The 23443-nt window shown below is 67.9% G+C and carries 24 protein-coding genes; 15 read left to right on the top strand and 9 right to left on the bottom strand.

All coding sequences use genetic code 11. The features are described 5' to 3' along the window. The first annotated feature begins 64 nt into the window (after window positions 1–64). On the top strand, window positions 65–487 hold the full coding sequence (locus tag ACXZ1E_RS03005; protein WP_458041964.1) for a ribosomal maturation YjgA family protein: 423 nt from the start codon (window positions 65–67) through the stop codon (window positions 485–487). A gap of 3 nt (window positions 488–490) precedes the next feature. On the opposite strand, the gene poxB is transcribed toward ACXZ1E_RS03005, so the two are convergent. Continuing rightward, window positions 491–2224, bottom strand: a complete 1734-nt coding sequence (gene poxB / locus ACXZ1E_RS03000; protein WP_458041963.1) for a ubiquinone-dependent pyruvate dehydrogenase — start codon at window positions 2222–2224, stop codon at window positions 491–493. Between the two features lie 91 nt (window positions 2225–2315). Continuing rightward, complete coding sequence (locus tag ACXZ1E_RS02995) at window positions 2316–2789, bottom strand: hypothetical protein (protein ID WP_458041962.1); 474 nt, start codon at window positions 2787–2789, stop codon at window positions 2316–2318. 229 nt (window positions 2790–3018) lie between these two features. Between ACXZ1E_RS02995 and ACXZ1E_RS02990 the strand changes: the two genes are divergently transcribed. Next, window positions 3019–3150 (top strand): hypothetical protein, encoded by a 132-nt coding sequence (locus tag ACXZ1E_RS02990; protein WP_458041961.1) that lies wholly within the window; start codon window positions 3019–3021, stop codon window positions 3148–3150. Window positions 3151–3158: 8 nt separating this feature from the next. Here the strand turns inward: ACXZ1E_RS02990 and ACXZ1E_RS02985 are convergent, their stop codons facing one another. The 7 genes from ACXZ1E_RS02985 to ACXZ1E_RS02955 all read right to left on the bottom strand — a co-directional run bounded on the left by ACXZ1E_RS02985 (window position 3159) and on the right by ACXZ1E_RS02955 (window position 11300). Then, entirely contained in the window at window positions 3159–3914 is a 756-nt protein-coding gene (locus tag ACXZ1E_RS02985; RefSeq protein WP_458041960.1) for a dienelactone hydrolase family protein, read from the bottom strand. 49 nt (window positions 3915–3963) lie between these two features. Further along, a complete protein-coding gene (locus tag ACXZ1E_RS02980; protein ID WP_458352033.1) occupies window positions 3964–7431 on the bottom strand; it encodes an error-prone DNA polymerase in 3468 nt (1155 codons plus the stop codon). A 20-nt stretch (window positions 7432–7451) separates the two neighbouring features. Beyond that, complete coding sequence (locus tag ACXZ1E_RS02975) at window positions 7452–9026, bottom strand: DNA polymerase Y family protein (protein WP_458041958.1); 1575 nt, start codon at window positions 9024–9026, stop codon at window positions 7452–7454. A 2-nt stretch (window positions 9027–9028) separates the two neighbouring features. Then, a complete protein-coding gene (locus ACXZ1E_RS02970; RefSeq protein WP_458041957.1) occupies window positions 9029–9754 on the bottom strand; it encodes a hypothetical protein in 726 nt (241 codons plus the stop codon). A gap of 63 nt (window positions 9755–9817) precedes the next feature. Next, window positions 9818–10219: a DUF1304 domain-containing protein gene (locus ACXZ1E_RS02965; protein WP_458352032.1), complete on the bottom strand. Its 402-nt coding sequence runs from the start codon at window positions 10217–10219 to the stop codon at window positions 9818–9820. A gap of 155 nt (window positions 10220–10374) precedes the next feature. Next, the gene (locus ACXZ1E_RS02960) at window positions 10375–10884 is read right to left on the bottom strand and encodes a hypothetical protein (RefSeq protein WP_051513119.1); all 510 of its coding nucleotides are present in this window, start codon (window positions 10882–10884) and stop codon (window positions 10375–10377) included. Window positions 10885–10886: 2 nt separating this feature from the next. Next, on the bottom strand, window positions 10887–11300 hold the full coding sequence (locus ACXZ1E_RS02955; protein ID WP_036296508.1) for a DUF4383 domain-containing protein: 414 nt from the start codon (window positions 11298–11300) through the stop codon (window positions 10887–10889). A gap of 156 nt (window positions 11301–11456) precedes the next feature. Between ACXZ1E_RS02955 and ACXZ1E_RS02950 the strand changes: the two genes are divergently transcribed. From ACXZ1E_RS02950 to ACXZ1E_RS02890, 13 genes are all read left to right on the top strand, one after another. Continuing rightward, window positions 11457–12269 (top strand): glycosyltransferase, encoded by an 813-nt coding sequence (locus ACXZ1E_RS02950; protein WP_458041956.1) that lies wholly within the window; start codon window positions 11457–11459, stop codon window positions 12267–12269. A gap of 510 nt (window positions 12270–12779) precedes the next feature. Next, entirely contained in the window at window positions 12780–13211 is a 432-nt protein-coding gene (locus ACXZ1E_RS02945) for a type IV pilus modification PilV family protein (protein WP_100812899.1), read from the top strand. Window positions 13212–13279: 68 nt separating this feature from the next. Further along, entirely contained in the window at window positions 13280–13780 is a 501-nt protein-coding gene (locus ACXZ1E_RS02940) for a hypothetical protein (RefSeq protein WP_458041955.1), read from the top strand. Next, window positions 13777–15279, top strand: a complete 1503-nt coding sequence (locus tag ACXZ1E_RS02935; RefSeq protein ID WP_458041954.1) for a hypothetical protein — start codon at window positions 13777–13779, stop codon at window positions 15277–15279. The genes ACXZ1E_RS02940 and ACXZ1E_RS02935 overlap by 4 nt, the downstream gene beginning before the upstream one ends. 77 nt (window positions 15280–15356) lie before the next feature. Continuing rightward, entirely contained in the window at window positions 15357–16409 is a 1053-nt protein-coding gene (gene pilM / locus ACXZ1E_RS02930; RefSeq protein WP_458041953.1) for a type IV pilus biogenesis protein PilM, read from the top strand. Window positions 16410–17064: 655 nt separating this feature from the next. Beyond that, window positions 17065–17442 (top strand): type IV pilin protein, encoded by a 378-nt coding sequence (locus ACXZ1E_RS02925; RefSeq protein ID WP_458041952.1) that lies wholly within the window; start codon window positions 17065–17067, stop codon window positions 17440–17442. 78 nt (window positions 17443–17520) lie between these two features. Beyond that, on the top strand, window positions 17521–17934 hold the full coding sequence (locus ACXZ1E_RS02920; RefSeq protein WP_458041951.1) for a PulJ/GspJ family protein: 414 nt from the start codon (window positions 17521–17523) through the stop codon (window positions 17932–17934). After that, a complete protein-coding gene (locus ACXZ1E_RS02915) occupies window positions 17931–18464 on the top strand; it encodes a hypothetical protein (RefSeq protein WP_458041950.1) in 534 nt (177 codons plus the stop codon). Before ACXZ1E_RS02920 ends, ACXZ1E_RS02915 begins: the two co-directional genes overlap by 4 nt. After that, on the top strand, window positions 18455–20107 hold the full coding sequence (locus ACXZ1E_RS02910) for a pilus assembly PilX family protein (protein ID WP_458041949.1): 1653 nt from the start codon (window positions 18455–18457) through the stop codon (window positions 20105–20107). The genes ACXZ1E_RS02915 and ACXZ1E_RS02910 overlap by 10 nt, the downstream gene beginning before the upstream one ends. Beyond that, entirely contained in the window at window positions 20104–20946 is an 843-nt protein-coding gene (locus ACXZ1E_RS02905; protein WP_458041948.1) for a prepilin peptidase, read from the top strand. Before ACXZ1E_RS02910 ends, ACXZ1E_RS02905 begins: the two co-directional genes overlap by 4 nt. 52 nt (window positions 20947–20998) lie before the next feature. Next, window positions 20999–22048 (top strand): type IV pilus biogenesis protein PilM, encoded by a 1050-nt coding sequence (gene pilM, locus ACXZ1E_RS02900; protein ID WP_458041947.1) that lies wholly within the window; start codon window positions 20999–21001, stop codon window positions 22046–22048. Next, window positions 22045–22761, top strand: coding sequence for a hypothetical protein (locus tag ACXZ1E_RS02895; RefSeq protein ID WP_458041946.1), 717 nt, complete (start codon window positions 22045–22047; stop codon window positions 22759–22761). Before pilM (ACXZ1E_RS02900) ends, ACXZ1E_RS02895 begins: the two co-directional genes overlap by 4 nt. After that, window positions 22758–23441 carry a hypothetical protein gene (locus ACXZ1E_RS02890; RefSeq protein WP_458041945.1) on the top strand — a complete coding sequence of 228 codons (684 nt, stop codon included), beginning with the start codon at window positions 22758–22760 and terminating at the stop codon, window positions 23439–23441. Before ACXZ1E_RS02895 ends, ACXZ1E_RS02890 begins: the two co-directional genes overlap by 4 nt. Window positions 23442–23443 lie beyond the last annotated feature (2 nt).

Below are 23443 nucleotides of genomic sequence, written 5' to 3'. Positions count from 1 at the left end.
CGCGCCCGGGCGACGGTAGGCCGTCGCGCCGTGAATATGCGGCTGCGGCGCATACGGTGGAGGGATGGCGGATGACTCAGGTGCGACGGTTGCGGCGCGGCCCATCCGCCGTCGCGTGGTCGCCCTCGGCGCGCTCCTGCTCACGGTCGGTGCTGGTCTGGCGGTGTACCTGCTTGCGCCCGACGTCGCAGCATCCGACATCGCCGGTGACGCCCTCTACGCGGTCGCGGTCTATCTCGCCGTCGTGATCCTGCTGCCCCGTCGGCGCGTCGTCGTCACCGGCCTTCTCGCGGCGGTGTGGTGCGTGGGCGTGGAACTGTTCCAGCTGATCGGCGTACCCCTCGCCCTCGGGGCGGTCTTCCCGCCCATCATGCTCGTGCTCGGCACGGTCTTCGACGCGCGCGACATTGTCGTCTACCTCGTCACGATCGTCGCCGTCGCCGTGGTCGACAGTGCGCTCCGGGCCAGCCGACGCGTTCGCGCCTAGGCCTCACCCGAATATCCGCCGCCACACGTTGGTGTCGGCGAGATCGAGAAGCTCGTCGCCCCGGCCCGACATCACCGTGCGCAGGGCATAGAGCGCGAACCCCTTGGCCTGCGCGGCGGTGATCGACGGCGGGATGGAGAGCTCGTCGCGCGCCACGACGACGTCGATCAGCACGGGACCCGGATCGGCGAACGCGTCCGTCAGCGCGGCTTCGAGTTCGGACGCCTTTTCGACACGGATGCCTCCGATGCCCATCGACCGCGCCACCTCGGCGAAGTCCGGATTCTGCAGTCCGGTACCGAACGGCACGATTCCCGCCGCCTTCATCTCGAGTTCGATGAAATTCAGGGATGAGTTGTTGAACACGACGATCTTGATGGGCAGGTCGTTCTGGCGGATCGAGAGCAGGTCGCCCATCAGCATCGCCAGGCCCCCGTCGCCCGCGAGCGCGATCACCTGACGTTTCGGGTCGACCGACTGGGCGCCCAGCGCGTGCGGCAGGGCGTTGGCCATCGAGCCGTGAGTGAACGATCCGATCAGGCGTCGCTCCTTCGTCATTCGCAGGTAGCGAGCGGCCCAGATGACGGGCGTGCCGACATCCGCGGTGAACACCGCATCTCGTGCTGCCAGCTCGTCGATCAGGCGTGCGACGTACTGCGGATGGATCGGCTGCTTGCCGTCGTCGTTGGCGAAGCCGTCGAGCTCGCGGCGGGTTTTCGCGTAATGGGCCACGGAGTCCTTCAGGTGTGCGTCGCGGTGATCCTCGCGCAGCAGAGGCAGGAGTGCCGCCGCCGTCTCGCGCACGCCACCGACCAGGCCGAGATCGATCGGGGTGCGGCGGCCGAGTTGTTCGCCGCGGATGTCGATCTGGATGATCTTCGCTCTGCTCGGATAGAACTGCCGGTACGGGAAGTCGGTGCCGAGCATCAGCAGTGTGTCGCAGTGCTCCATCGCGCGGTAACCCGAGGCGAAGCCGAGCAGCCCCGTCATCCCGACGTCGTAGGGGTTGTCGTACTCGATGTGCTGCTTGCCCCGGTACGCGTGAACGATGGGCGCTTGCAGGCGCTCGGCGAGCGCCATCACCTCGGTATGAGCCCCCGCGACGCCCGCGCCGGCGAGGATCGTGACCTTGCCGGCGGTGTCGAGGAGAGCGGCGGCCGCACGCAACTCCGACTCGGCTGGCAGGACCCGGGACTCGGTCGGGCGAATCGGTGCGGACGGACGGCGGTCGGGAGCATCGGCGAAGAACACGTCGGCTGGCACGACGACGACGGCGACCCCGCGCTTTTCGATCGCTGTGCGCATGGCGATCTCCAGTACCCACGGGAGCTGGCTCGGGTCGGCGACCAGTTCGCTGTAGACGCTGCATTCGCGGAAAAGCTCCTGCGGGTGCGTCTCCTGGAAGTAGTTGCTGCCGATCTCGGCGGTCGGCAGATGCGAAGCGATCGCCAGCACCGGGACGCGGCTGCGCTGGGCGTCGAACAGGCCGTTGATGAAATGCAGATTGCCGGGGCCCCCGCTGCCCGCGACGACGGCGAGCTCTCCCGTCATCTCGGCTTCGGCGGCAGCAGCGAAGGCCGCGGACTCTTCGTGCCGCACATGCATCCAGCGGATGTCTTTGTCTCGGCGCAGAACGTCGGTGAAACCGTTGAGCGAATCGCCCGGCAGCCCCCAGATCCGCGTTACTCCAGCGCTCTTCAAGGTCTCGACGAACAGTTCTGCGACGGTGTGCGACATTGGGGCTCCTTTCACGGGCGATTCGTCGGCCACGATACGCGCGCCGCGCGCTGCGGGATGGGGGTTGCGCTCGCGCTCGCTGCCACCCCTGTCACGACGGCGGGGGTGTTCGGGTCGTGCGCTCGAGGGCACGGGAGACGGCCGCGGCGAGGGGAATGTGCCCCGCGGCCAGGATGACAGCGGCGAGCGCGATCCACCACGACCCGAGCCATCCGGCGGCGAACAAAAACGCCGCGATCGGGAACAGCGCCATCGGTACCGGAATCGGTCCGAGGGGTGCGTAGAGCGACCCGATGCGCCGTCCCGTCGCGAGGTAGCGCGCCCAGAGCCCGAGGTACACGGCGATGGAGGCGATCACGGCTGCGAGCCACCAGGCATCGCCGGGTTCCCGCCCCGTCAGCGCCGGAACGACGAGACAGAGCGCTTGGCCACCTCGCTCGAGCCAGGCGAGTGGCCGGGGAGGGTGCGTAAGCGGCGGGCTGTCGATGGGCCGGAAGACGATCAGCAGCGCATTCGGCGCAAGGATGACGAGCGACACGACGGCCCCGGCCAGCGAGAATCCCACGATCCCTCCTCGCGGCCATCGTACGGACGTTGTCTCCGGGGATGCGCGGTCAGTAGCCGTGTATATCTGGATTGGTCCAATCGAGAAGATTTGGACCGTAGTGACCGCCTGAATCCGCGAATTTACGCGAAGAACGTACGGGCAGGAGCCAGTCCAATTCGATTGGCCTGTTGTTGTTCGTGCTGCGCCGCGATCGGATCGAACCATTCACCCGATCTCGGAGGTTCTCATGCTCATCGTCGTCCTGCTCGTGGCGCTCGTTCTCGTCGTCGTCGTCGCGACGATCGCCGTCGTGTTGCGCGATGACCGGGGCGCGATCGCCGAGGACTGGGTATACGACACACGCCGGCCCCGCCCTTGAGGTCCGGCTCAGCGGGTTCGCGAGCAGGCGTTGACGTGCAGCCGTTGGTCGACGAATGTCGTGGCTCGCCGCCACGCGTCTGCGGCCGCATCCGGATCGTATGTGTGGGGATTCGTCTCGTTGAAAAATGCGTGCCGCGCGCCGGGGTACACGTGATCGGAGAACGTTATGCCGTTCGCCTCCATCGACCCGCGTACCTCGGGCAGACGATCGATCAGCGCCGGGTCGAGCTCGCCGTAGAGAGCGAGCACGGGGCACGTGATGCGGGCGATAGCCTCGGGTTCTGGTGCCGTCCCGTAGAAGGGAACCGCGGCGCGAACCCGGTCGTCGTCCGCGGCGAGGGCGAAGCTGTACGTCCCTCCGAAGCAGAACCCCGTCACGGCTATGCGTCCATTGATCGCGGGCAGGGAGGCGAGGTGGTCGACCACGGTACGCAGGCGCGCCACGGCCTCCGATGCGTACTCGGGGGAACGGATCGGGGCGAGCGCTTCTCTCAGGCGCGGCTGCAGCGATGCGCGCTTCTCTTCGTCGGGGTCGGCGTTGAGAGCAGCGAGCTCTTCGCCGACCTCGGGAGTGACGCCGATGTCGCTCAGCAGGTCGGGGGCGAGTGCCAGGTATCCCTCGTCCGCCCACCGATCGGTGATCCGCGTGATCTGGTCGACGAGCCCCCAGATCTCATGGATGACGATGATCGCCCCGCGTGGCGGACCCGACGGCTCGGCACGGTAGACACGGACTCCGTTGATTTCGATGCGCTCACCCACGGCGGCAGTCTAGGCGGACTGCGCAGACACAAACGAGCGCGTTCGCCGGTCACCGGAAGTCCCGGGAGTTGTGCCGCACGGGCACGCCCACCCGCAGATCTTCGAAGCCATCCGCCACGAGGTTCGTCACGCCCTCGGGGGAGCGTTCCAACATGCCCCGGGCGATGAGCGCCGGGCTGTCGCGCACGACACGGCGATAGCGGTTCCACACGCCGACCGTGCAGATCACGTTGACGAGCCCGTGCTCGTCCTCGAGATTGAGAAACGTGACCCCGGATGCCGTAGCCGGGCGTTGTCGGTGCGTCACGAGTCCCGCGACCTCGACGCGGCGGCCCTCCTCGTGTGTCTGCATGGCCTCGGACGACAGCACACCCCGCTTGTCGAGGTCGGGACGGTAGTGCGCGAGCGGGTGATCTCCGGTCGAGACGCCCGTCGCCCACAGGTCGGCGGCCAGGGTGTCGTAGCCGGTCAGATCGGGGAACAGCGGTGGCTGTACCGCGATCATCGTGCCGGGCAAGAACTCCGAGCGATCCTGTGCCGCCGACCCAGCGAGCCAGATCGCTTCGCGGCGGGTGAGCCCCAGGCATTCGAAGGCCCCGGCGGTGGCGAGCGCCTCGAGCTGGGCGGCCGTGGCGTCGGTGCGCCGCACCAGATCGTGCAGGTCGCGATAGGGGCCGCGGGCATCCCGCTCCGCCACGATCTTCTGCGCGGTCGCCTCGCCGATGCCCGTGACACCTTTCAACCCGAGGCGCACGGCGAAAGCACCGTCGCGGCGATGTGCGGCCGAGACATCCGGTGCCTTCGCGTCGAACAGGCCCGGCGAGGGTTGCTCGGGGGTGGGACACGAGTCGAGCCCCGTCGGACGGCGCGCTCCTCGGGGACGGGAGCCGGACATGTCGGGCGCGCCATCCTGACCGACGTCCGGCGCGTCGTCGGTCACGGGCTCGAGCAGCTCGGTCACGCCCGAGCGCTGCAGATCGGGCCGCAGTACCTCCACGCCGTGGCGCCGGGCATCGGCGACGAGGGTCGCGGGGGAGTAGAAGCCCATCGGCTGCGACCGCAGCAGCCCCGCGAGGAAAGCCGCCGGATAGTGCAGCTTGATCCACGAGCTGGCGTACACCAGCAGCCCGAACGACAGCGAGTGCGACTCCGCGAAGCCGAAGTTCGCGAACGCCTGGATCTTGGCGTAGATGTCATCGGCGACCTCACCCGTGAGTCCATTCGAAGCCATGCCCTCGTACAGGCGCTCGCGCAGCGAATCGATCTTCTCGAGCCCGCGCTTCGACCCCATCGCGCGGCGCAACAGGTCGGCCTCTTCGCCCGTGCATCCGCCGACCGCCATCGCGATCTGCATGAGCTGCTCTTGGAAAACCGGCACCCCGAGCGTGCGCTCGAGGACGGGCTCGAGCTTCGGATGCGGGTAGGTGATGGGCTCGCGGCCGAGCTTGCGGCGGACGAACGGATGCACCGCGCCGCCCTGGATGGGACCGGGTCGGATGAGAGCGATCTCGACCACCAGGTCGTAGAAGGTACGGGGCTGCAGGCGGGGGAGCAGGCCCATCTGCGCGCGCGATTCGACCTGGAACACCCCGATCGAATCGGCGCGGCACAGCATGTCGAAGACGGCCGGCTCTTCCTTCGGAAGCGTCGCGAGCTCCCACTGCTCGCCCGTCGCATCGCGGATCAGGTCGAAGCAGTGCTGCAGGGCGGCGAGCATGCCGAGACCCAGCAGGTCGAACTTGACCAGGCCCATCCAGGCAGCGTCGTCCTTGTCCCATTGGATGACGGTGCGCCCCGGCATCCGCGCGTGTTCGATCGGCACGACCTCACCGACGGGCCGGTCGGTCAACACCATGCCGCCCGAGTGGATGCCGAGGTGCCGGGGTGCCTTGAGCAGCTCGGTCGCGTACTCGATCACCTGATCGGGGATGTCGTGGTCGGACGACGTCAGCTCTGCACCCCAGCGTTCGACCTGCGCCGACCAGGCATCCTGCTGGCCGGGCGAATGTCCGAGGGCCTTGGCCATGTCGCGAACGGCGTTCTTCGGCCGGTACTGGATGACGTTCGCGACCTGCGCGGCGCGCTCGCGGCCGTACCGGCCGTAGACCCACTGGATGATCTCTTCACGGCGATCGGAATCGAAGTCGACGTCGATGTCGGGCTCTTCATCGCGCAGCGACGACAGGAACCGCTCGAACGGCAGCCGGTAGTAGATCGGATCGACCGCCGTGATGTTCAGCAGGAAGCAGACGGCGCTGTTCGCCGCGGACCCGCGCCCCTGACACAGGATGCCTCGGCGTCGGGCCTCGGCGACGATGTCGTGCACGATCAGGAAGTAGCCGGGGAAGTCCTTGCGCTCGATGACGTCGAGCTCGCCCTCTATCCGCGCTCTCTCGTCCGCGCTCAGCCGGGGGTAGGTCTTCGGCACGGCTTGCCAGACCAAATGCCTCAGCCACGACATCGGTGTGTGTCCCTCGGGCACCTCCTGCCGCGGCAGTGCGGGCTTCGCGCGGCGCAGGGGAAAGGCGAGCTCGTCGGCAAGGGGAACGGTTCGGGCCACGGCACCGGGGTATCGGGCGAAGCGGGCGTGCATCTCGGCACCCGAGCGCAGGTGCGCGGCGTGATGTGCTGGCAGCCATCCGTCCAGTTCGTCGAGGCTGCGGTTGGCCCGTACGGCCGCAACCGCAGCCGCGAGTCGGGCGCGTTCGGGGGCTGCGTAGTGGACGTTGTTCGTGGCGATGAGGCTCAGGCGTCGCTCGACGGCGAGTTCGGCGAGGGCGTCGTTGCGGCGCGAGTCGAGCGGATCGCCGTGGTCGGTCAGCTCGACGTGCACGCTGTCACGACCGAACAACGCGACCAGGCGATCGAGTTCGCGGGCGGCGCCATCAACCCCCTCGGCCTCGAGCGCCCGCCGCACGGCCCCCTTGCGGCATCCGGTCAGCACCGCCCAGTGCCCGTCGGAACTCCCGGCTCGCCCGCCCCCGCCCGCGCCGGACTGAGCGGCGAGCTCCTCGAGATCGTAGACGGGTCGCCCCTTCTCGGCCCCCCGTAGCTGCGCGGTCGTGATCGCTCCGGCTAGGCGGTGGTAGCCCTCTTCGCCGCGGGCGAGCACGACCAGATGCGCCCCCTCGGGTTCGGGCTCGCCTTTCTGCGGTCGGGTGAGCTCGAGGGAGAGTTCGGCGCCGAAAACGGTGCGGAGGGCAAAGGCCTCTGCGGCCTCGGCGAAGCGCACGATCCCGTAAAAACCGTCGTGATCGGTCACGGCGAGGGCATGCAGCCCTAGCCGTTCGGCCTCCTCGACCAAGTCTTCGGGCGAGGACGCGCCATCGAGGAACGAGTACGACGTGTGCGCGTGCAGTTCGGCGTAGGGAACGGTGACGTCGGGGCGCAGCACGGGCGGTTTGACGTAGGCCGAGCGCTTGCGCGACCACGCTGGGCTGTCACCGCCGTCCGCGTTCGGCGGCGTCGGGTCGGGTCGGCGCCCGCTGAGCACGCGTTCGAGCTCGGACCACGGCACGGGAGGATTATCGAAACCCATCAGTCGTACCTGCCTTCGGCCCACCAGCGCTCGCCCTCGTTCACGAGCATCCAGGCCGTCTGATCGGCGTCCACGATCTGCAGCCGGTATGCCGTGCGGGCTCGTTCGGCGTCCCAGATGCGCTCGTGCACGGGCCACGGCCCCGCCCATGCCGCGACCGGACGCTGTCGCCCTTCGAGCCCTAGCTGCACCGGTGGCGCGCTGAGCAGGCCCCGCCCGTCGATGCTCACCGATCGCCCCTCACGGTCGGTCACCGCGGCGCCCTGTCCCGCGGGGAAGACGGTCGAGGGTAGGGGAGCGGGCAGATGCCCGGGCCACGGCTGCGCGCGTGAGCGGGCAACGGTTGCGCGGTCACCCCACGGCACGAGTGTCTGCCGCTCCGACAACCAGCGGCCCCCGCCGAGCGTGGGCGTCGTGACACCGCGATGCCCGAGCATCGCCTGCACACGCGACAGGGCGTGGTGCACGCGCTCTTCGGCGCCCTGCCCGAACAGTCCGGGTTCGTGGTGGGACGCGGCATCGACCGCCTGCGGAATCAGCCGCACCAGCGCGACCCCGCTCTTCAGGTCGTTACCGATGGCCGATTCGAGTTGCCAGCGCACCCGGTCGACGACATCGGGGGCGTCGAAGCACGTCGGATGCAGCCACACCCGCTCTGAGAATCCACCACGCTCGTCGGTCAGCTCGACCCGTAGTTCGGTGCAGACGAGGGAGACCCGAGTCAGGTTGTCGATGAATTCGTCGGCGGTGGTGCGCACCCCGAAGCCGATCTGATCGACGAGCTCGAGGGGCGGCTCGAATGCGATCTGCCGCTCGAGTTCGGGCGGGGGTGTCCGGGCGACGACGGCGCGCGGATCACGTCCCCCGGCGAGGGCGTGCAGACGGATGCCTCGTTCCCCGAACCGTCCGCGCACCTTCTCGACGTCCAGCGCGGCGAACTCGCCGAGCGTCCGGACGCCCAGTCGAGCGAGCAGACCGATCAGCTCCTCATCCTCGAGTGTCGCGACCGACAGGCCCGACAGAAACGTTGCGGTATCACCCGACGGGATCACGAGGATGCCCCCGGGGTCCGTGCGCCGAGCCGCCTGCTCGGCGGTGAAGGGACCGTCCGCGACGCCCGCACGCGTGTCGGAGATGCCGAGGCCATCGAGAGACTCACGCAACACCCGAGCCGCCTCCGCTTCGCCCCCGTAGTACCGCGCCGGACCCCGCGCCCGCAGTGCACAGAGCCCCGGCCGGATGATCTGGACGCCGGGCGCCCGGGCCTCGATCGCCTCGACAATCGGCAGGAACCCGCGGTGATCGCGCGCGGCGTCGTCGGCGACGACCTGCAGGGCGGGGCAACGTGCCTGGGCGTCGCGCCTGCGTTGCCCTCGCCGCACCCCTTCGGCGCGCGCGGCGGCGGAGCACGCGACCACCCTGTTTGCGCGAATGATCGCGATCGGCTGCCCCGCGAGGGTGCCCGTTCTTCCCGCGAGGGTGCCCGTTCCTGCCGCGAGGGTGCCCGTTTCCCGCGCGAGCGCAACGATGGGCCAGTCGGGGATCCACAGCACCAGGCTGCGCACGACGTCCATGATCACCCCGCCGCTCGGATTCGGATGGGTGGGGTGAGGGTGGTGTCGCGCGCCGGGGTGCGGGTGTCGACGATTCCGCGGGACACGCCACCATCGGGACCGGGCAGCAGCATCCGGACGCTCCGTGGCACGGGCGAGCGGCGGCTGCTCGCGGTGACGGTGACCTCGCGGCCCTCGAGGTATCCGTGCCCCGCATCCAGTCCGCTCCAGCGTGGGTCGCTGACGCTCAGCAGGGCATCGGCCCCGGGCCAGTCGCCCATGACGAGCAAAACGGTGCCGCGGTCGCGCAGCCGGGCACTCAGTCGCGCGACATCGCCGTCGCGCGCGCGGCCCTGCGGGCGCACGGCCACGATCGGCAGCACCTCGGCCACAGCCGCGGCCACCGCCAGCCATCGCTGACCCGGTTCGGGGATGAGCACGAGACGCTCGAGATCCACACCGAACGACGCGGCAGCCTCGGCGCCCAAGGTGGGCATACCGATCGCCGCGCACCACGATCCCGCCTGCGACGCGGTGGCGATGAGGGCCAGCAGCAGGCTGGGGGAGGCCGAAACCGCATACGAGGACCCCGGACGGAGCCCTCCCTCGGGCAGCAGGGAAGCCAGCAACGGATGTACCGGCAGCGGCGGAGCCTCGACCCGCGGGGCTTGTGCACGGTCGAGCTGTGCCCGCAGGCGTCTCAGTTCGTCCGCGGGTGAAGCCGCGGTGTGGGAAAGGGGCGTGGCCATCCCGTCATGCTAGAACAAAGGTTCGACACTGGCCATACCGCTTGTTGGATAAGTGTACGAAACTCAGATGAAAAGTCCCACGGTGACCAGCACGACCGCGATCAGGGGCGTAGCGCCCTGCACCGCGGCGGCGCGTGCTTTCGCGGGCGACGACAACACCAGCACCAGGCTCGCGGCGAGCATCGACCCCGTGCCGACGAGCACGAGGGTCGCCCCGACGGAAAGGTTTCCCGCAGCGACCAGGATGATTCCGAGCCCGGTCGCGATCGCGAGGAACAGATTGTAGAAGCCCTGGTTGAACGCGAGCTCGCGCGTCTGCCGTGCCTGCTCGGGGGTCGTGCCGAACGTCGCCCGTGCCCGGGGTGTCGTCCAGATGATCGACTCGAGCACGAAGATGTAGACGTGGATGAGGGCTGCGAGGCCCGCGAAGACCAATCCGGCAATGACCAGTCCGGCAATGACCATGGTGCGCTCCTTTGGTGGCCGGCGTCCTGCGCCAACACCCAATCATCGCGCTCGGGTAGGCCCCGTGTCTCGCCGCGAACGGTCGCGACTCACCGTGTCCGCAAGAGGCACGCGGTGAGTCGCGACCGTTCGCGAAGATCGACGAGAGGACAGGCTCAGTGCCCGTGGTGGCCCGTCATCTCGCCGTGTGGCACGGCGTAGTCGCCGGCGTTGGTCTGCGCGAGCGCCGGAGTCGTCAATCCCGACACCAGTAGTGCTCCCGCCACGACGCCGATCAGTGCGCGTCCCGCGGGGACGGCAGAGCGGGCGGATGCCTCGGCATCCGTGCTCCCCTCACCCAGCCCCCGTGCAGCCCGGCGCAACGTCACGGCGGCCGCGCCAGCGATCGCCACGAGCATGATGCTCGAGCTCACGAGCGGCATCCACGCCATCAGGTCGAACAGGGCGAGGACAAGTCCACCGAGGGTCGCAATGACCCCCACGGCGAGGGTCGTGCGCACCAGAGGCATCCGTCCGAGACGCAACGCGACGATTCCCCACACCAGCTCGGCGACACCCAGCGCCGTGAGCGGCAGAAGCACACCGAGCGGTGAGCCCGCCGCCACGGCGATGTGGATGAGGCCCGCCCCCCAGGCAAAGAGGGCGGGCCACATGCGAATCGACATGATCAGGCGAGCGCCGAACGGTTCGACACGCCGCGCTCTGCACCGAGCCCGACACCGAGGAGCACGATCGCGCTCGCGAGGTGGAGGAAGTGATCGGCGGTGTTCAGCGCGAGGATGTTCGCGGCCGTGCCGACCAGGAAGAAGCCGACGATTCCGAGCAGCAGGTAGACCGCACCGATCGTGGTGTTGACGCCCTTGGCCGCGCGGACCGAGGACAGCCCGGCGATCAGCAGGGCGGCACCGATCAGGAGGTGCGCGATGTTGTGGAGCGGGTTTACCTCGAAGATGCCGAGGAGCAGTCCGCCGTCGGTCGCGATGAATCCGACGCCGCCGGTCACGGCGAAGCCGAGCAGGCCGACCAGGACATAGACGGCGCCGAAGATGATGGCGACCAGGCGGTTGGGTGATGTGCGCATGAGCGCCTCCGTTCTGCACGGTGATTCCGTGTCGTTGGGTGTTTCGGAGGCTAACGCTCATTGGATTGAAAGCTGAGGGGATTGCGTTCGACCGTGAGACCCGACAATATGTGCGCCCTGACGGCCCGATTCCACCCCGCGGAGTAGGTTGACATCGTGTCGCTCGCTCCCCGTGTCGCCGTTGTGATCCCGTGTCGCGACGACGCGGAGTTTCTCGAGGCGTGCCTGGTGGCCCTCGCCGCGCAGGATCGTCCCGCCGATCGTGTGATCGTGATCGACAACGGATCGACGGATGCTTCCGCGGCTGTCGCCCGCGCGCACGGTGCCGAGGTGTTCGTGGAAGATGTCGTGGGCATCTGGCCGGCGGCGGCGCGCGGCTATGACGAAGCCGTGCTGGATTGCGACATCATCGCCCGGGTGGACGCGGATTCGCGGCCGCACCCGGACTGGATCTCACGGATCGTCCGGGCGTTCGTGGCCGATCCTGCGCTCGGTGCCCTGACGGGTTCGGCGGAGTTTTACGGGGCGGGTCCGGTCGTGCGGTATCTCGGGGCGAAGTGGTACATCGGCGGCATGTACTTCTGGGTTACGCCGTGGCTCGGGCATCCGCCGGTCTTCGGCTCGAACTTCGCGATGCGCAGGGCGCTGTGGGTGCGGGTGCGCGACGAGGTCGACCGTGCAAACGCCGCCATTCACGATGATCTGGACCTGTCGATCCACCTGCGCCGTGCGGACGGCGTTCGATACGACCCGACGCTGCGGATGCCTGTCTCCGCGCGCCCGTTCGCGACGCACGGTGCCCTGTGGCGACGTGTCGGGCGCGTGATTCCGACGTTCGCCGCGAGTTGGCCCGTTGGTGCGGCCTGGCGACGCGAGCGTCCGACCCTCGAGCGGCAGGACACCCGGGGCGAGAATCGGGCCGAGGTTCTCGACGAGGGTGACGAGTGGGCTCCGGGCTTCGGTCGTTGAGCTCCCGCGAACCTCAGGTTCGGCTCAGGATCGCGCTATTCCTGAAGACTTTCTCGGCCAAGCGGCGAAGAGGATATCGAGCATGAACAGGGATTTCTTTTCTCCTCCCGCACACATCTTCTCCACAGTCGCACAATCCTGGCTTGACTTGAACATGAGAACTGTCTCATGATCTTGAACGGGGAAGGGATCGCTTGACGGTCCCACACACCTGGCTTTGGGGGCCGGGGGTATCTGGGGATTTTTCTGGAGCTCCTTCCGTCGTTGAAGTCGAGTCGTAGGAAATTCCACTGGGGGAAACGGGCATGCGTGCATCCATTGATCGCGCCGTCGGCTGGGGCCAATGGGGTGCGGTCGTCGTGACGGCGGGGAGCCGTTTCGACACGCACGCCGGCTCGCGTACCGCAGTCGGATAAGACCGATCCGCGCGCTGCGCGGGTTGGACAAGACGTCTGGCGAAAGCCGGACGGCTGGGGAAATGCAAGCTCGCACTGGGGAGGGTGAGCGCACATGGGGATGATGCGAGATGGCTGGTGGGGACCGGCCAAGACTGAAGCGGGCTTTAGCCTCGTCGAGGTCGTCATCGCGATGTTGCTGCTGATGGTGATCTCCTTGGCGGTTCTTCCGCTGATGATCACCGCCACGCAGTCGAGCGTGAGTAACCGGGAGATGGCGAAGGCGAATGCCTACGCCAGCTCCACCGTCGCGGCGCTGCGGGCGCAGTTTCCCGATTCCACGACGGCGACGTCGTGCGGATCGGTGAGAGCTGTCACCGGGGAAGCTGACGCCGAGACCGGCCTCACCTCGACGATCACCTTTCCGGGTGGGTGTCCGGCGCAGTACCCGGGAACGGTGACCGTTCAGGTCTCCGTCGCCCGTACCACTGCGCCGGGCACACCGCTCGGAACGGTCTCCACGCGAATCCTGGTGGGCAAAGCATGACGCCCCGGGGAACGAAACTTTTCGGCACGACGGGGCAGAGCTCCGGTGTCCGGGGCGATGAGGCGGGAATGTCTCTCGTTGAACTCATCATCTACGGCGCGATCACCGCGCTCTTGCTCAGTGTCCTCGCGACACTCTTCGCCTCGAGCCTGAGCGCCGAGGCCCAGACGCGTGACCGCGATACCGCGACGGGACGTGCGCAGGTGGTGATGAGTTCGCTGCAGTCGAGCATCCGCAACGCCAGCGACATGCGGGTGGATGGCAATGTCGTCCGTGCCGTTGTCGCGACCGGCACGAGCGGATGGTCGTGTGAGGCGTGGGCGCTGCAGGGCGACCGTTTGCTGTACCGCACGTCGAGCTCGGCGATCGGGTTGCCCGACGCATCCGGTACCGGTTGGTCGACCCTCGCGAGCGGGGTGTCCGCGGCGAAGTCCGGCTCCGCCTTCTCGATGTCGGGCCGCACGCTCGGCGTCTCGCTCACCGTGAAGACCGGCGCCACGAGCGTGCCCGCGGCGGGCAAGGTGCTGGCGCAGGCGAAGCAGAGCGGGACGGCGAAAAAATGCTGGTGAACCGTTCGCGCTCCGCCGGCGAGCAGCGCCGAGCCTCCGATGACACCGGGTCCGCAATCGTCTCGGTGTTGATCGTCATGATTCTGCTGAGCCTGATGGGCTTGACCGCCGCCGCGATCGTCACGAACACGACCGGCTCGGTCGTGCAGACGCGCGGCAGCGTACAGGCGAAGGCCGCAGCGGATGCCGGCATCACCGCGGCACTCGCGCAGGCACGTCGTACGAGCGAATTCTGCTCGCTGTCGCTTTCCGGCTCGCAGCCCAGCTACACGGTGACGAGTTCGTGCGCGTCCAACCAGGTCACCTTCACATCGACCGGCCGCGGTACCGACGGCGGCACGACGAAGACGCAGGCCGTCTACGCCTACACGCCCGCGAAGGACGTGGGCATGGGCGCCGATCTCACGTTTTTCAACAGCGCCACCTTCACGTATGAGGTGAAGACGGTCAGCCCGGGCAACGCGCTCACCATCAACATCCCGAAGGGCGACTTCACCTGCCAGGTACCGATCGTGGCATCCATTCGTGTGCAGGGTTCGTTCATCACGAAGGGCTCGTGTGACGTCGCGGGATCGGTGACGGCCGGCGGTTCGGTCGAGATGACGAACGGCAGCGACACGGTCCGCGGCAATCTGAGCGCCGCCGGAACCGACAAGAGTCTCGTGCGCGGTTCGGTCGGCGGGGCGCTGACGGTCGGCGGATCGCTCGAATTCGGCTGGGAACAGAAGATCATCGGCGGCAATGTGCAGGCCACGGGCGACGTCAAGCTCGGAAGCCAGCGGCTTTCGAAGGCACTGACGTTCCCCGCGGGAAAGAAGTTCGAGCAGAATGACGGCATCGTGTCGGGCACGATCTCGCGTCCCGCCGCGGTGGCAGCCCCGGCGGCCCCGTCGTTCGATGCCTGGTTCGACTACGCATATAAGTCCTCGGACTGGCCGGGCTACTCGATCATCACGCTGACCGCTGCCGGCACCGGTCCGGGCACGTGCAATTACTTCAACGCACACCCGGCAACGGGATGGACGAGCCTGTCGTCGCTCACGACACCCACCGTGTTGGATGCGCGCGCCTGCTCGAACCTCAGCGCGAACAGCGGCACCGATCCCGTGGTCACGCTGAAGACCGACCTGGTGATGCTGGCGAAGAGCTACGACCTGACGATGCTCACGATGACCGCCTCGTCGGGCACGAAACCGAAGCTGCGGGTCATCGTCGAAGACACGACGAAGGACGCCAAGCCCTCGTGCACGAACGGCGCGGGCAGCATCAACATCAACGGCACCTCGATGGCGTCGGGCATCACGGCGCTCGCCTACACACCCTGCACGGTCGACGTGCACGGCATCGGCGGTCGCGACAAGTGGAACGGCAGCCTCTACTCGGGCGTGTTCTCGTACGGCGGCCTGGTCACGTTCTCGAGTTCACCGATCTCGCTGCCCGGAATCACGGGTGGTCTGCCGGTGCTCGGCGATCTGGTTTCACAGCGAGACATCCGCTAGCGGATGAGAACGGCGCCACTCGGCGCACCGGCGATGGGGGTCGTCGGACGAAGAGAAAGCGATCTGGGGGAGTAATCATGGCAAAGACAGTCATCGGGCTGGAGATCACGGAAGAGAGCGTGCGCGCGGTCGAGGTGACCGCCGGGCGCCGTCCGGTGCTCGTCGCAAGCGGCGAGGTCGCGCTGCCCGCGGGCGTCGCGAAAGACTCCGAAGTGCTCGATCCGGATGCCGTGGCCCTGGCTTTGCGCCAACTGTGGACGCGCGCGGGGTTCCAGAGCCGCCGCGTGGTGCTGGGTATCGGCAGCCGGCGCGTACTCGTGCGCGAGTTCACCACAAAGGCGTTGCGCCCCGACCTGCTGAAGCAGTCCCTGCCGTTCCAGGTGCAGGATCTGCTGCCCGTTCCGGCCGAGCAGGCCGTGCTCGACTTTCTCCCCATCGCCGAGGTAGACGGACAGGTCAGCGGGTTGCTCGTCGCCGCCGTCTCCGAGACGGTCGAGGCGCTTCTGAAGACTCTCGAAAAGGCCAAGCTGCGCGCGGATGCTGTCGATTTCGCGCCGTTCGGATTGGCTCGAGCCGCGGGATCGTTCGCGGCGCCGGGTGAGACCGTCGCCATGGTTCACGTCGGTGACCACACGAGCTACGTGGTGATCGTCCGCGACGGAGTGCCGCTGTTCGTCCGCATCCTGCCCATCGACATCCCGACGGCAAACAGCGTGGCCCGCGAGGGCGCGAGCGATCGCGCAGCCACCGCCGACGTGGACGCCGCACTCGCCGAGATCTTCGAGACGGTTCCCGCGGGTGCACGAGTGCGGCTCGGAGCGGGTTCGGATGACCACTCGCATCCTCCGATCCCCTTCGCCGCAACGGATCTCGCCGCCCGGGTGCGCAGTACGCTCTCGTTCCACGCGGGTCGGGACGACGCTCCGGCGATCGATCGTGTGCTGCTCAGCGGCGCGGGGGCGGTGTCGGAGGGGGTCATCGATGCGCTGGACACCGCACTCGACGTGGACGTCGTCCTGGTGTCGGCTGCCGATGCGATCACGACCGACGTCGTGCAGATGCCGGAGGGCGACGCCGGTCGCGACTTCGTGAGCACCCTCGGGCTCGTGATCGGGGCGGAGGCCGCGTGAGGGCCTTTCCCGACAAGTTCACGCGACGGGCGGGGATCGTCATGATCGTCGCTCTTGCGCTCGCTGCCGCCGTCACGGTGGCCCTGCCTCTCGTGCTTCGCGCGGTGGGCTGAGAAAGAGAATTCGGTCGCCCGGACATCCCCCCACCCCCCTTGTCTGCAAGTGACCGAATGGCCGCCCCCGGGTTTCGATACGTCGATTCCCGGGGGCGTTTCCCTTCTCGTGAAAATGAGCTGTCTCTCATCTTGAGGTGAGAAGGCTCTCATGTTTCCAACACGTTTCGAGATCATGAGAATTGGATCCATCTGGACATACTGATCTTGGCATGTCTGATGACTGAAGCGAGTGTTGGATATACCGAATATTTATGTCGTTTGAACAGGTATTTATTAAGACCGTCAGCAAGCGTTCGTTTCCCGAGTCGCGAGCGATGGAGCCAGACCTGAGTGAGTCTTGAGCAAAAAAAGCGCCAAAGCCGATATATGCGTCTTGACTGAAGATGAGAAGTCCCTCATGATTCAGGACGGGGGATGGATGCATTCAGGTGCATCCGCCAAATGAGGCCGGGGCGGGCAGAGACCCTGACGGAGGGTTTGCCCGCCTCGACCGGCCCTGAAATGTCCACTGCAAGGGGAGAGAGAAAGAAATGCGAGCAATGATCAAGAACTACATCCAGGCCGAGCGCGAGCGACGCGAAGAGAACGGCGAAAAGGGCTTCTCGCTCATCGAGCTCATCATCGTCGTCGTGATCCTCGGCATCCTCGCCGCGATCGCCATCCCGGTCTTCCTCGGAATTCAGGGCCAGGCAGAGCAGAGCGCGGTAGAGGCTAAAGCAGCCAACGCTGCTTCTCAGCTTGCTGCGGCCACCGCCCAAAGCGCGACCGGCGCGGTCCCCGCTGTAACCACACTTACCAATCTGGATGACGGCGTCACCTTCGTAAACCCCGGGACGACCCTGGAGACGATCTGTGTGACGGCGACGAGCACTTCCGACGCCACGAAGACGGCTAGCGCAGGCCCCGGCTGCTCGTAACGTCAGCATCGAACGTGGGTGCGGGGCGTCGCTGACGCTCCGCACCCACGTCGTCAGTTCTGAGGATGTGGGAGAGACATGCCTCGTAAGAATCAAGATGACAGCGGCTTCAGCCTCGTCGAGCTCGTCATCGCGATGTTCGTGTTGGCGGTGCTCTCGCTGGCAGTGCTGCCGCTCCTCGTCGGCACCACGGACGTCAGTGCGCGAAACCGCGATTCGCTGGCGGCGACCGGGTTCGCCAATGACCTGCTCGCCACGGTCCAGCAGGACTACCCGGCGACCCCGGGCGACGTCACCACCAGCTGCCTCGCGCTGCGCGCCCTGCAGACCGCTCCGCCGGTCCTCGATCCGGCGAGCGGTTCGGAAGCGAGCCTGACCGTCGGCGCCTGCCCTGCGGTGTTCCCCGCTTCCGTTCCCGTGACTGTCACCGTGTCACAGGGTGGCGAGGTCGTCACCGCCGTCACGACCCGGGTCCGGGTGGGCGCGGCATGATCTCTCGATCCGTCAGGGACGACGCCGGCATCTCGCTCGTCGAACTCATCATCATCGTCGCAGTGCTGAGCGTTCTCGTCTCGCTCTTCGCCGTCACCTTCGTCACAGGCCTGACCACCCAGCAACAGACCGCCGAACGCAGCGCGGCCACGGCGCAACTGAACGCGGCGACCACGTCGATCACCGAGTCGGTGCGGGCGTCGGCCGACGCGAGGGTGTCCGCCTCGGGGCAGCGATTGGACGCAAAGGTGCTGCTCACGGACGGCGGCACCTGGGAGTGTCGCGCCTGGCAACTGCAATCCGGTGAGTTGCTTTACAGCGCGGGCACCACCGCGCTGCCGAGCGCCGACGCGTCATGGGCGTCGCTCACCTCGGGCGTTGAGGGAAACCTGAGCGCCGCCGCCGCCTTTGAAGAGAGCGGGACGAGGATCTCGCTCGGCCTGGAGATCACGCGAGGCGAAGTGAAGGTCGCCGTCACCGACGGCGCCCTCTCGCAGGTCATCTCGGCGGGGGGCCCGGCATGCTGGTGAACCCTCCGCCCGCCTACGCGCGCACACCGCGGCATGATGACGCCGGATCCGCCCTGGTCTCGGTGCTCATCATCATGCTTGTGTTGACCATCGGGGGACTCGCCGTGAGCACCGTTGTGGTCAGCAACACGGGCATGCTCGCGAGTTCGAGCGACCGCACGAAGGCCCAAGCCACGGTCGATGCCGCGATCGCGGCTCAGACGAGCCGCCTCGAAACGGGAGAGCTGCCGTGCGACGCAGCCTCAGCCAGTGACCACGTCGATGGCGCGGGCAGTCCCACGTACGACTACACCCTCGTCTGCGGCGACGGCCTCGCCACGCTCAGCGCGACTGCGCGGGTGGGCAACGCCGAGGTCGCCCGACAGGCCATCTTCAGCGTCTCGGGCGGATCTAAGCCGCCGACCGCGGGCGGACCGGGATTGTTCTACACCTATGGTCTGAACACGCGCCTGAACTCGTATGTCTTCGACGACGTCAACAGCGAGGTCGGCATCGACGAGTTCGTCGGCTCCGCCGGCGTGTACGCGTCGGCGGGCAAGATCGAGTGCGGTTGGGGCTCCGTTTTCCCGGGAGATGTGTACACCAAGGTTGGCGACCTGCAGATCGACTCGGGCTGCCTGGTTCAGGGCAACGCGTACATCGGCGGCACGGCCAACATCAACGGCGGCACGGTCGAAGGCAGCCTGGTCGCGCCCAAGAACGCCAATCACAACATCGCCGGAACCGTCGGCAAGGCCAGCGGCACCGAGGGCAACCTCTTCCTCGGCGGCACCCTCACTCTCAACAGCGGGACGGTGTACGGCAGCGTGAGCGCGTCAGGTTCCGGGGCTAGCACACTCGGCAGCGGGACCATCTACAAGAACTTCCGCTACGTGGGCAGCTACGGCATCTGGGGCACCCCGGCGAAGACGATCGTGAAGGGAACGATCCTGAAGGACACCGCGCTGGCCGCACCGACCCTTCCGGAGATCCCCGATTGGCAGGACGTGACGTTCACCCCGGTCAACGCGACCACGCCGCCGGCGGCGTGGGCCGAAGAGGGATACAAGCTGACCACCGTCACGGGCGACGCCTGTGCGAAGTGGTCCGGCAACTCGGCCGATGTCACGTCGGTCGCGGGCGCGCTGACGAGCAAGATGATCTTCGACATCCGAGCGTGCACCGGAAACTTCGACACCAACGCCGGCGACGCGAAAAAAGACGTCAAGATCAATAGGGACATCGCGATCATCGCGAACCGGTGGTTCCTGTCGGGTACGAAGTTCTCGAGCGCAGACGGGAATCCCCACACGATCTTTCTGATCACGCCGGATGGCAATCCCGCCGCCGCCGGTCCGCAGTGCACGAGTCCCGCGACCGACTCGCAGCAGCTCAATGACTCGACGGTCGAGTCGAAGATCGCGGTGTACATCTATACCCCGTGCCTGATGAAGTTCAACAGTGGCACCGCGACCTTCAAGGGTCAGGTCTACTCGGGGCAGCTGTCGTTCGGCGGCGGCGTGAAGGTTGCCTTCGCGCCGCGGAACATCCCGGGCTACGACTTCGGAAAAGACATCGAGCCCTGGCCGGGTGGCGGGGGCGGAGGCAGTTCTGACCTGATCTTCGCACTGCTCTCCACCCACGACATCGGGGTGGCGCCATGACCGCACTCACCCCCGCCGCGCTGGGCCTGGTCGTCGCATTCGCGGCCATCTTCGGCCTCGTCATTGGCTCGTTCCTGAACGTCGTCGTCTACCGCGTGCCCGCGGGCATTCCGCTCACCCGCGAGAGCCGCTGCCCGAACTGCGACGCGCCGGTCCGGCCGTGGCAGAACGTGCCGGTACTGTCGTGGGTTGGTCTGCGCGGACGCTGCGCGTCGTGCCGCACACCCATCTCACCCCGGTATCCGCTCGTAGAAATGCTCACCGCGCTGGTCTTCGCGGGCGTGGCGTGGTACTTCGCCGCCCCGGCGATGGCAGACTCCGCCGGCGCACCGCCCGCCGCGGTGGTCGTCGCAGTCGCCTACCTTTACTTCGCGGCGATCAGTGTTGCGCTCGCCCTCATCGACCTCGACACCCGCCGGCTGCCCAATGCGATCGTGCTGCCGAGCTACGTCGTGTCGCTGGTCCTGCTCGCGCTGGCCTGCGTGCTCGGCGCCGACTGGGGGGCCCTCCTGCGGGCCGTCATCGCGATGGCGGTGCTGTTCGCCTTCTACGCCATCCTGCGGGCGATCCGCCCCGACGGCATGGGCGGCGGCGACGTCAAACTCGCCGGCCTCATCGGCATCCAGCTCGGCTGGCTCGGCTGGGGGAGCGTCGTCGTCGGAGCGTTCGCGGCCTTCCTCCTCGGCGGCGTGTTCGGTGTCGTCCTGCTGCTCGCGCGCCGCGCCGGCCGCCGCACGGCGATCCCCTTCGGACCGTGGATGCTCGTCGGCGCCTGGGTCGGAATCGTGGCGGGCGAACACATCGCCCGCTGGTACCTACAGCTCTTCATCGGCGCATGAGCGCCAAGCCAGCCCGTCCCGGGCGGATCCATATGGAAAGGGAGGACCGACGATGACCAAGACCATCGTGGGACTCGAGATCACCGAGCAGAGTGTGCGCGCGGTCGAGGTGAGCGGCGGGCGGACGCCCACGCTCCTCGCAGCGGGCGAGGTGCCGCTGCCGCCGGGTGCCGCGCGGGATTCCGAAGTGCTGGATCCGGACGCGGTGGCCGTCGCGATCCGTCAGCTCTGGAGCCGCGCGGGCATCAGCGGCAAGCGCGTCGTGCTCGGCATCGGCAGCCGGCGGGTGCTCGTCCGCGAGTACTCGACCCAGGCGATGAAGCCCGAGCTGCTGCGTCAGTCGCTGCCGTTCCAGGTGCAAGACCTGCTGCCGGTCCCCGTCTCGCAGGCGGTGCTCGACTTCTATCCGTACGCCGAGCAAGACGGGCAGGTTCAGGGTCTCCTCGTCGCCGCCGTCGCGGAGACGATCGAGACGCTCATCGCGACGCTCGCCAAGGCGAAACTGTCGGTGGATGTCGTCGACCTCGTGCCGTTCGGGCTTGCGCGCGTCTCATCCCGTATCGGGCGGCCCGGCGAGGCGACAGCGATGGTGCACATCGGGGACCACACGAGCTATGTCGTCGTCTCGGTCGACGGAGTGCCGCGGTTCGTGCGCATCATCCCGCTCGACATCCCCACCGCCGCGGTACGCGCTCGCGCCCACTCGGCAACCCTTCTGGAGGTCGTGCCGACCGAGCCCGAACTGGCGCTCGCGGGGGCGGGAATGGCCACCGCGCCCGGGGCCGTCCGCGGAAGGTCTATGCTCCGCGCGCAGGCGGAAGCGGCACCCGCGGTCGCGGACTTCGCGGCGCGAGTCCGCAGCACACTGGCGTTCTACCGCGGCAGGCCCGGGGCGACGCGCATCACAACCGTATGCGTGAGCGGCGCGGGTCTGGCAGCCGAGGGGATGCGTGGAGAGCTCGCGAGAGTGCTCGACGTCGCGCCGCAGGCGGTCACGGCACACGCGATCCTCGCAATGAGCGGCACGGGCGACCCTTCGACGGATCTCGACCTCAACCTGGTCTCGACGATCGGGCTGACCCTCGGAGAGGTGAACCGATGAAGCGTCTTTTGCCCACCACGGCCTCCGTGGGGATCCCGCGGGTCAACCTCATGCCTCGCGCCGAGACCGAGCGACGCGAGCGCGCCGCCTTGGCGGTCCGGTGGGGCTTCGGTCTGCTGGCGGCTCTGCTCGCCGTCGCGATGCTCGCGGGCGGTGCGTTCTGGCTCAAGTGGAACGCCGACCAGCGGCTCGCCGCCGAACAGCTGCGCACGTCTGCGCTGCTGACCGAGCTCGCCACGCTCTCCGAGGTAAGTCGCGCGATCGCGATGAGCACCGAACTCGAGACATTCCGCGCAAACGCGATGGCATCCGACCTCGTGTGGTCCGACCTCTTCACCTCGCTGGCCGAGGCCCTTCCGTCCGGGGTGGTGGTGACGGGCTTCGACCTCACCGTCGGCGGCGCGCCGACGATACCCGCAGCCTCTGCGGAGACGGCCGAGGGCGACGCCGCTGGTGCGGACGCCGCAGTGGCCGGCGCCGACGCCGACCTCGCGCTCAGCGGAACGCTGGAGCTGCGCAGTCAGACGCCGATCGACGTCGCCCCGGCGGTGCGTGCCCTCCGTGATGTCGCGGGGGTCGTGCAGGTGGACCCGCTGGAGATGACGACTGAGCAGGTCGGCGAAAGCGACGCGACCACCTACATCTACCGACTCCGGACGGCTTTCGACCAGTCGCTTTACACGGGCGCGTACGCCGGGGAGGCCCTCGGATGAACATCCCGAAGCAATTCATGAATCTCATCGGCGGCATCCTGGTGCTCGCCGTCCTGGCGGCCGGCGTGTTGCTGCTGGCACTGCCGTTGTTCGGGCAATCGTCGGCGACCGCGACCGACGCTGACCTGGTGGTGCAGACGAACGCGACGTACGAGACGCAGATCGCCTCGCTCCGCGAGCGCGAGGCCGATATGGACGAGATCGAAGACACCGTCGCCGAGCTGCGTCGCGAGATCCCCGCGGACCCGCGACTCGATGACGTCTTCGAGGTCGTCGCAGCGGCCGCGCAGACGGCCGGTGTGAGCATCCGGACCGTCACGGTCGGCGACACGTCGGCGTGGGCGCCGCGCCCGGCACTGACCTCTGCCTCGGTCCTCACGAGCGCCGAGGCGCCCGCAGGCGAGTCGGCTCCCATCCCCGAGGCCACGACCGACGGCACCCTGCCCGCGGATGCGACGGAAGCCGAACCCACGGATGCGGCACCGGTGGATGATCCACAAACCCAGGTCGCCTTCACGATCACCCTGACGGCTCCGAGCCCGGCGCAGGCCGAGAGATTCATCGACGCGCTGGGGGAGGGCACCCGATTGATCGGGATCGTCCATTCATCGCTGACCTCCAGCACCGACACCTACGACCTGACGGTGAACGCCCTGGCGTTCGTCCGCACCGAGAACTGAGG

It is taken from the genome of Pacificispira sp. HM-600 (assembly GCF_977993705.1).
Note: the sequence above shows the minus strand (reverse complement) of the source record. Positions and strands in the feature narration are given on the sequence as shown.

Bases quoted from the DNA above. Each gene is read 5' to 3' on its own strand.
- ACXZ1E_RS02920 (WP_458041951.1), top strand. From the start codon at position 17,521: ATGCCTCGTAAGAATCAAGATGACAGCGGCTTCAGCCTCGTCGAGCTC.
- ACXZ1E_RS02955 (WP_036296508.1), bottom strand. From the start codon at position 11,300: ATGCGCACATCACCCAACCGCCTGGTCGCCATCATCTTCGGCGCCGTC.
- ACXZ1E_RS02910 (WP_458041949.1), top strand. From the start codon at position 18,455: ATGCTGGTGAACCCTCCGCCCGCCTACGCGCGCACACCGCGGCATGAT.
- ACXZ1E_RS02895 (WP_458041946.1), top strand. From the start codon at position 22,045: ATGAAGCGTCTTTTGCCCACCACGGCCTCCGTGGGGATCCCGCGGGTC.
- ACXZ1E_RS02940 (WP_458041955.1), top strand. From the start codon at position 13,280: ATGTCTCTCGTTGAACTCATCATCTACGGCGCGATCACCGCGCTCTTG.
- ACXZ1E_RS02905 (WP_458041948.1), top strand. From the start codon at position 20,104: ATGACCGCACTCACCCCCGCCGCGCTGGGCCTGGTCGTCGCATTCGCG.
- pilM (WP_458041947.1), top strand. From the start codon at position 20,999: ATGACCAAGACCATCGTGGGACTCGAGATCACCGAGCAGAGTGTGCGC.
- ACXZ1E_RS02915 (WP_458041950.1), top strand. From the start codon at position 17,931: ATGATCTCTCGATCCGTCAGGGACGACGCCGGCATCTCGCTCGTCGAA.
- ACXZ1E_RS02970 (WP_458041957.1), bottom strand. From the start codon at position 9,754: ATGGCCACGCCCCTTTCCCACACCGCGGCTTCACCCGCGGACGAACTG.
- pilM (WP_458041953.1), top strand. From the start codon at position 15,357: ATGGCAAAGACAGTCATCGGGCTGGAGATCACGGAAGAGAGCGTGCGC.
- ACXZ1E_RS02945 (WP_100812899.1), top strand. From the start codon at position 12,780: ATGGGGATGATGCGAGATGGCTGGTGGGGACCGGCCAAGACTGAAGCG.
- ACXZ1E_RS02975 (WP_458041958.1), bottom strand. From the start codon at position 9,026: ATGGACGTCGTGCGCAGCCTGGTGCTGTGGATCCCCGACTGGCCCATC.
- ACXZ1E_RS02965 (WP_458352032.1), bottom strand. From the start codon at position 10,219: ATGGTCATTGCCGGACTGGTCATTGCCGGATTGGTCTTCGCGGGCCTC.
- poxB (WP_458041963.1), bottom strand. From the start codon at position 2,224: ATGTCGCACACCGTCGCAGAACTGTTCGTCGAGACCTTGAAGAGCGCT.
- ACXZ1E_RS02960 (WP_051513119.1), bottom strand. From the start codon at position 10,884: ATGTCGATTCGCATGTGGCCCGCCCTCTTTGCCTGGGGGGCGGGCCTC.
- ACXZ1E_RS02890 (WP_458041945.1), top strand. From the start codon at position 22,758: ATGAACATCCCGAAGCAATTCATGAATCTCATCGGCGGCATCCTGGTG.
- ACXZ1E_RS02990 (WP_458041961.1), top strand. From the start codon at position 3,019: ATGCTCATCGTCGTCCTGCTCGTGGCGCTCGTTCTCGTCGTCGTCGTC.
- ACXZ1E_RS02925 (WP_458041952.1), top strand. From the start codon at position 17,065: ATGATCAAGAACTACATCCAGGCCGAGCGCGAGCGACGCGAAGAGAAC.
- ACXZ1E_RS03005 (WP_458041964.1), top strand. From the start codon at position 65: ATGGCGGATGACTCAGGTGCGACGGTTGCGGCGCGGCCCATCCGCCGT.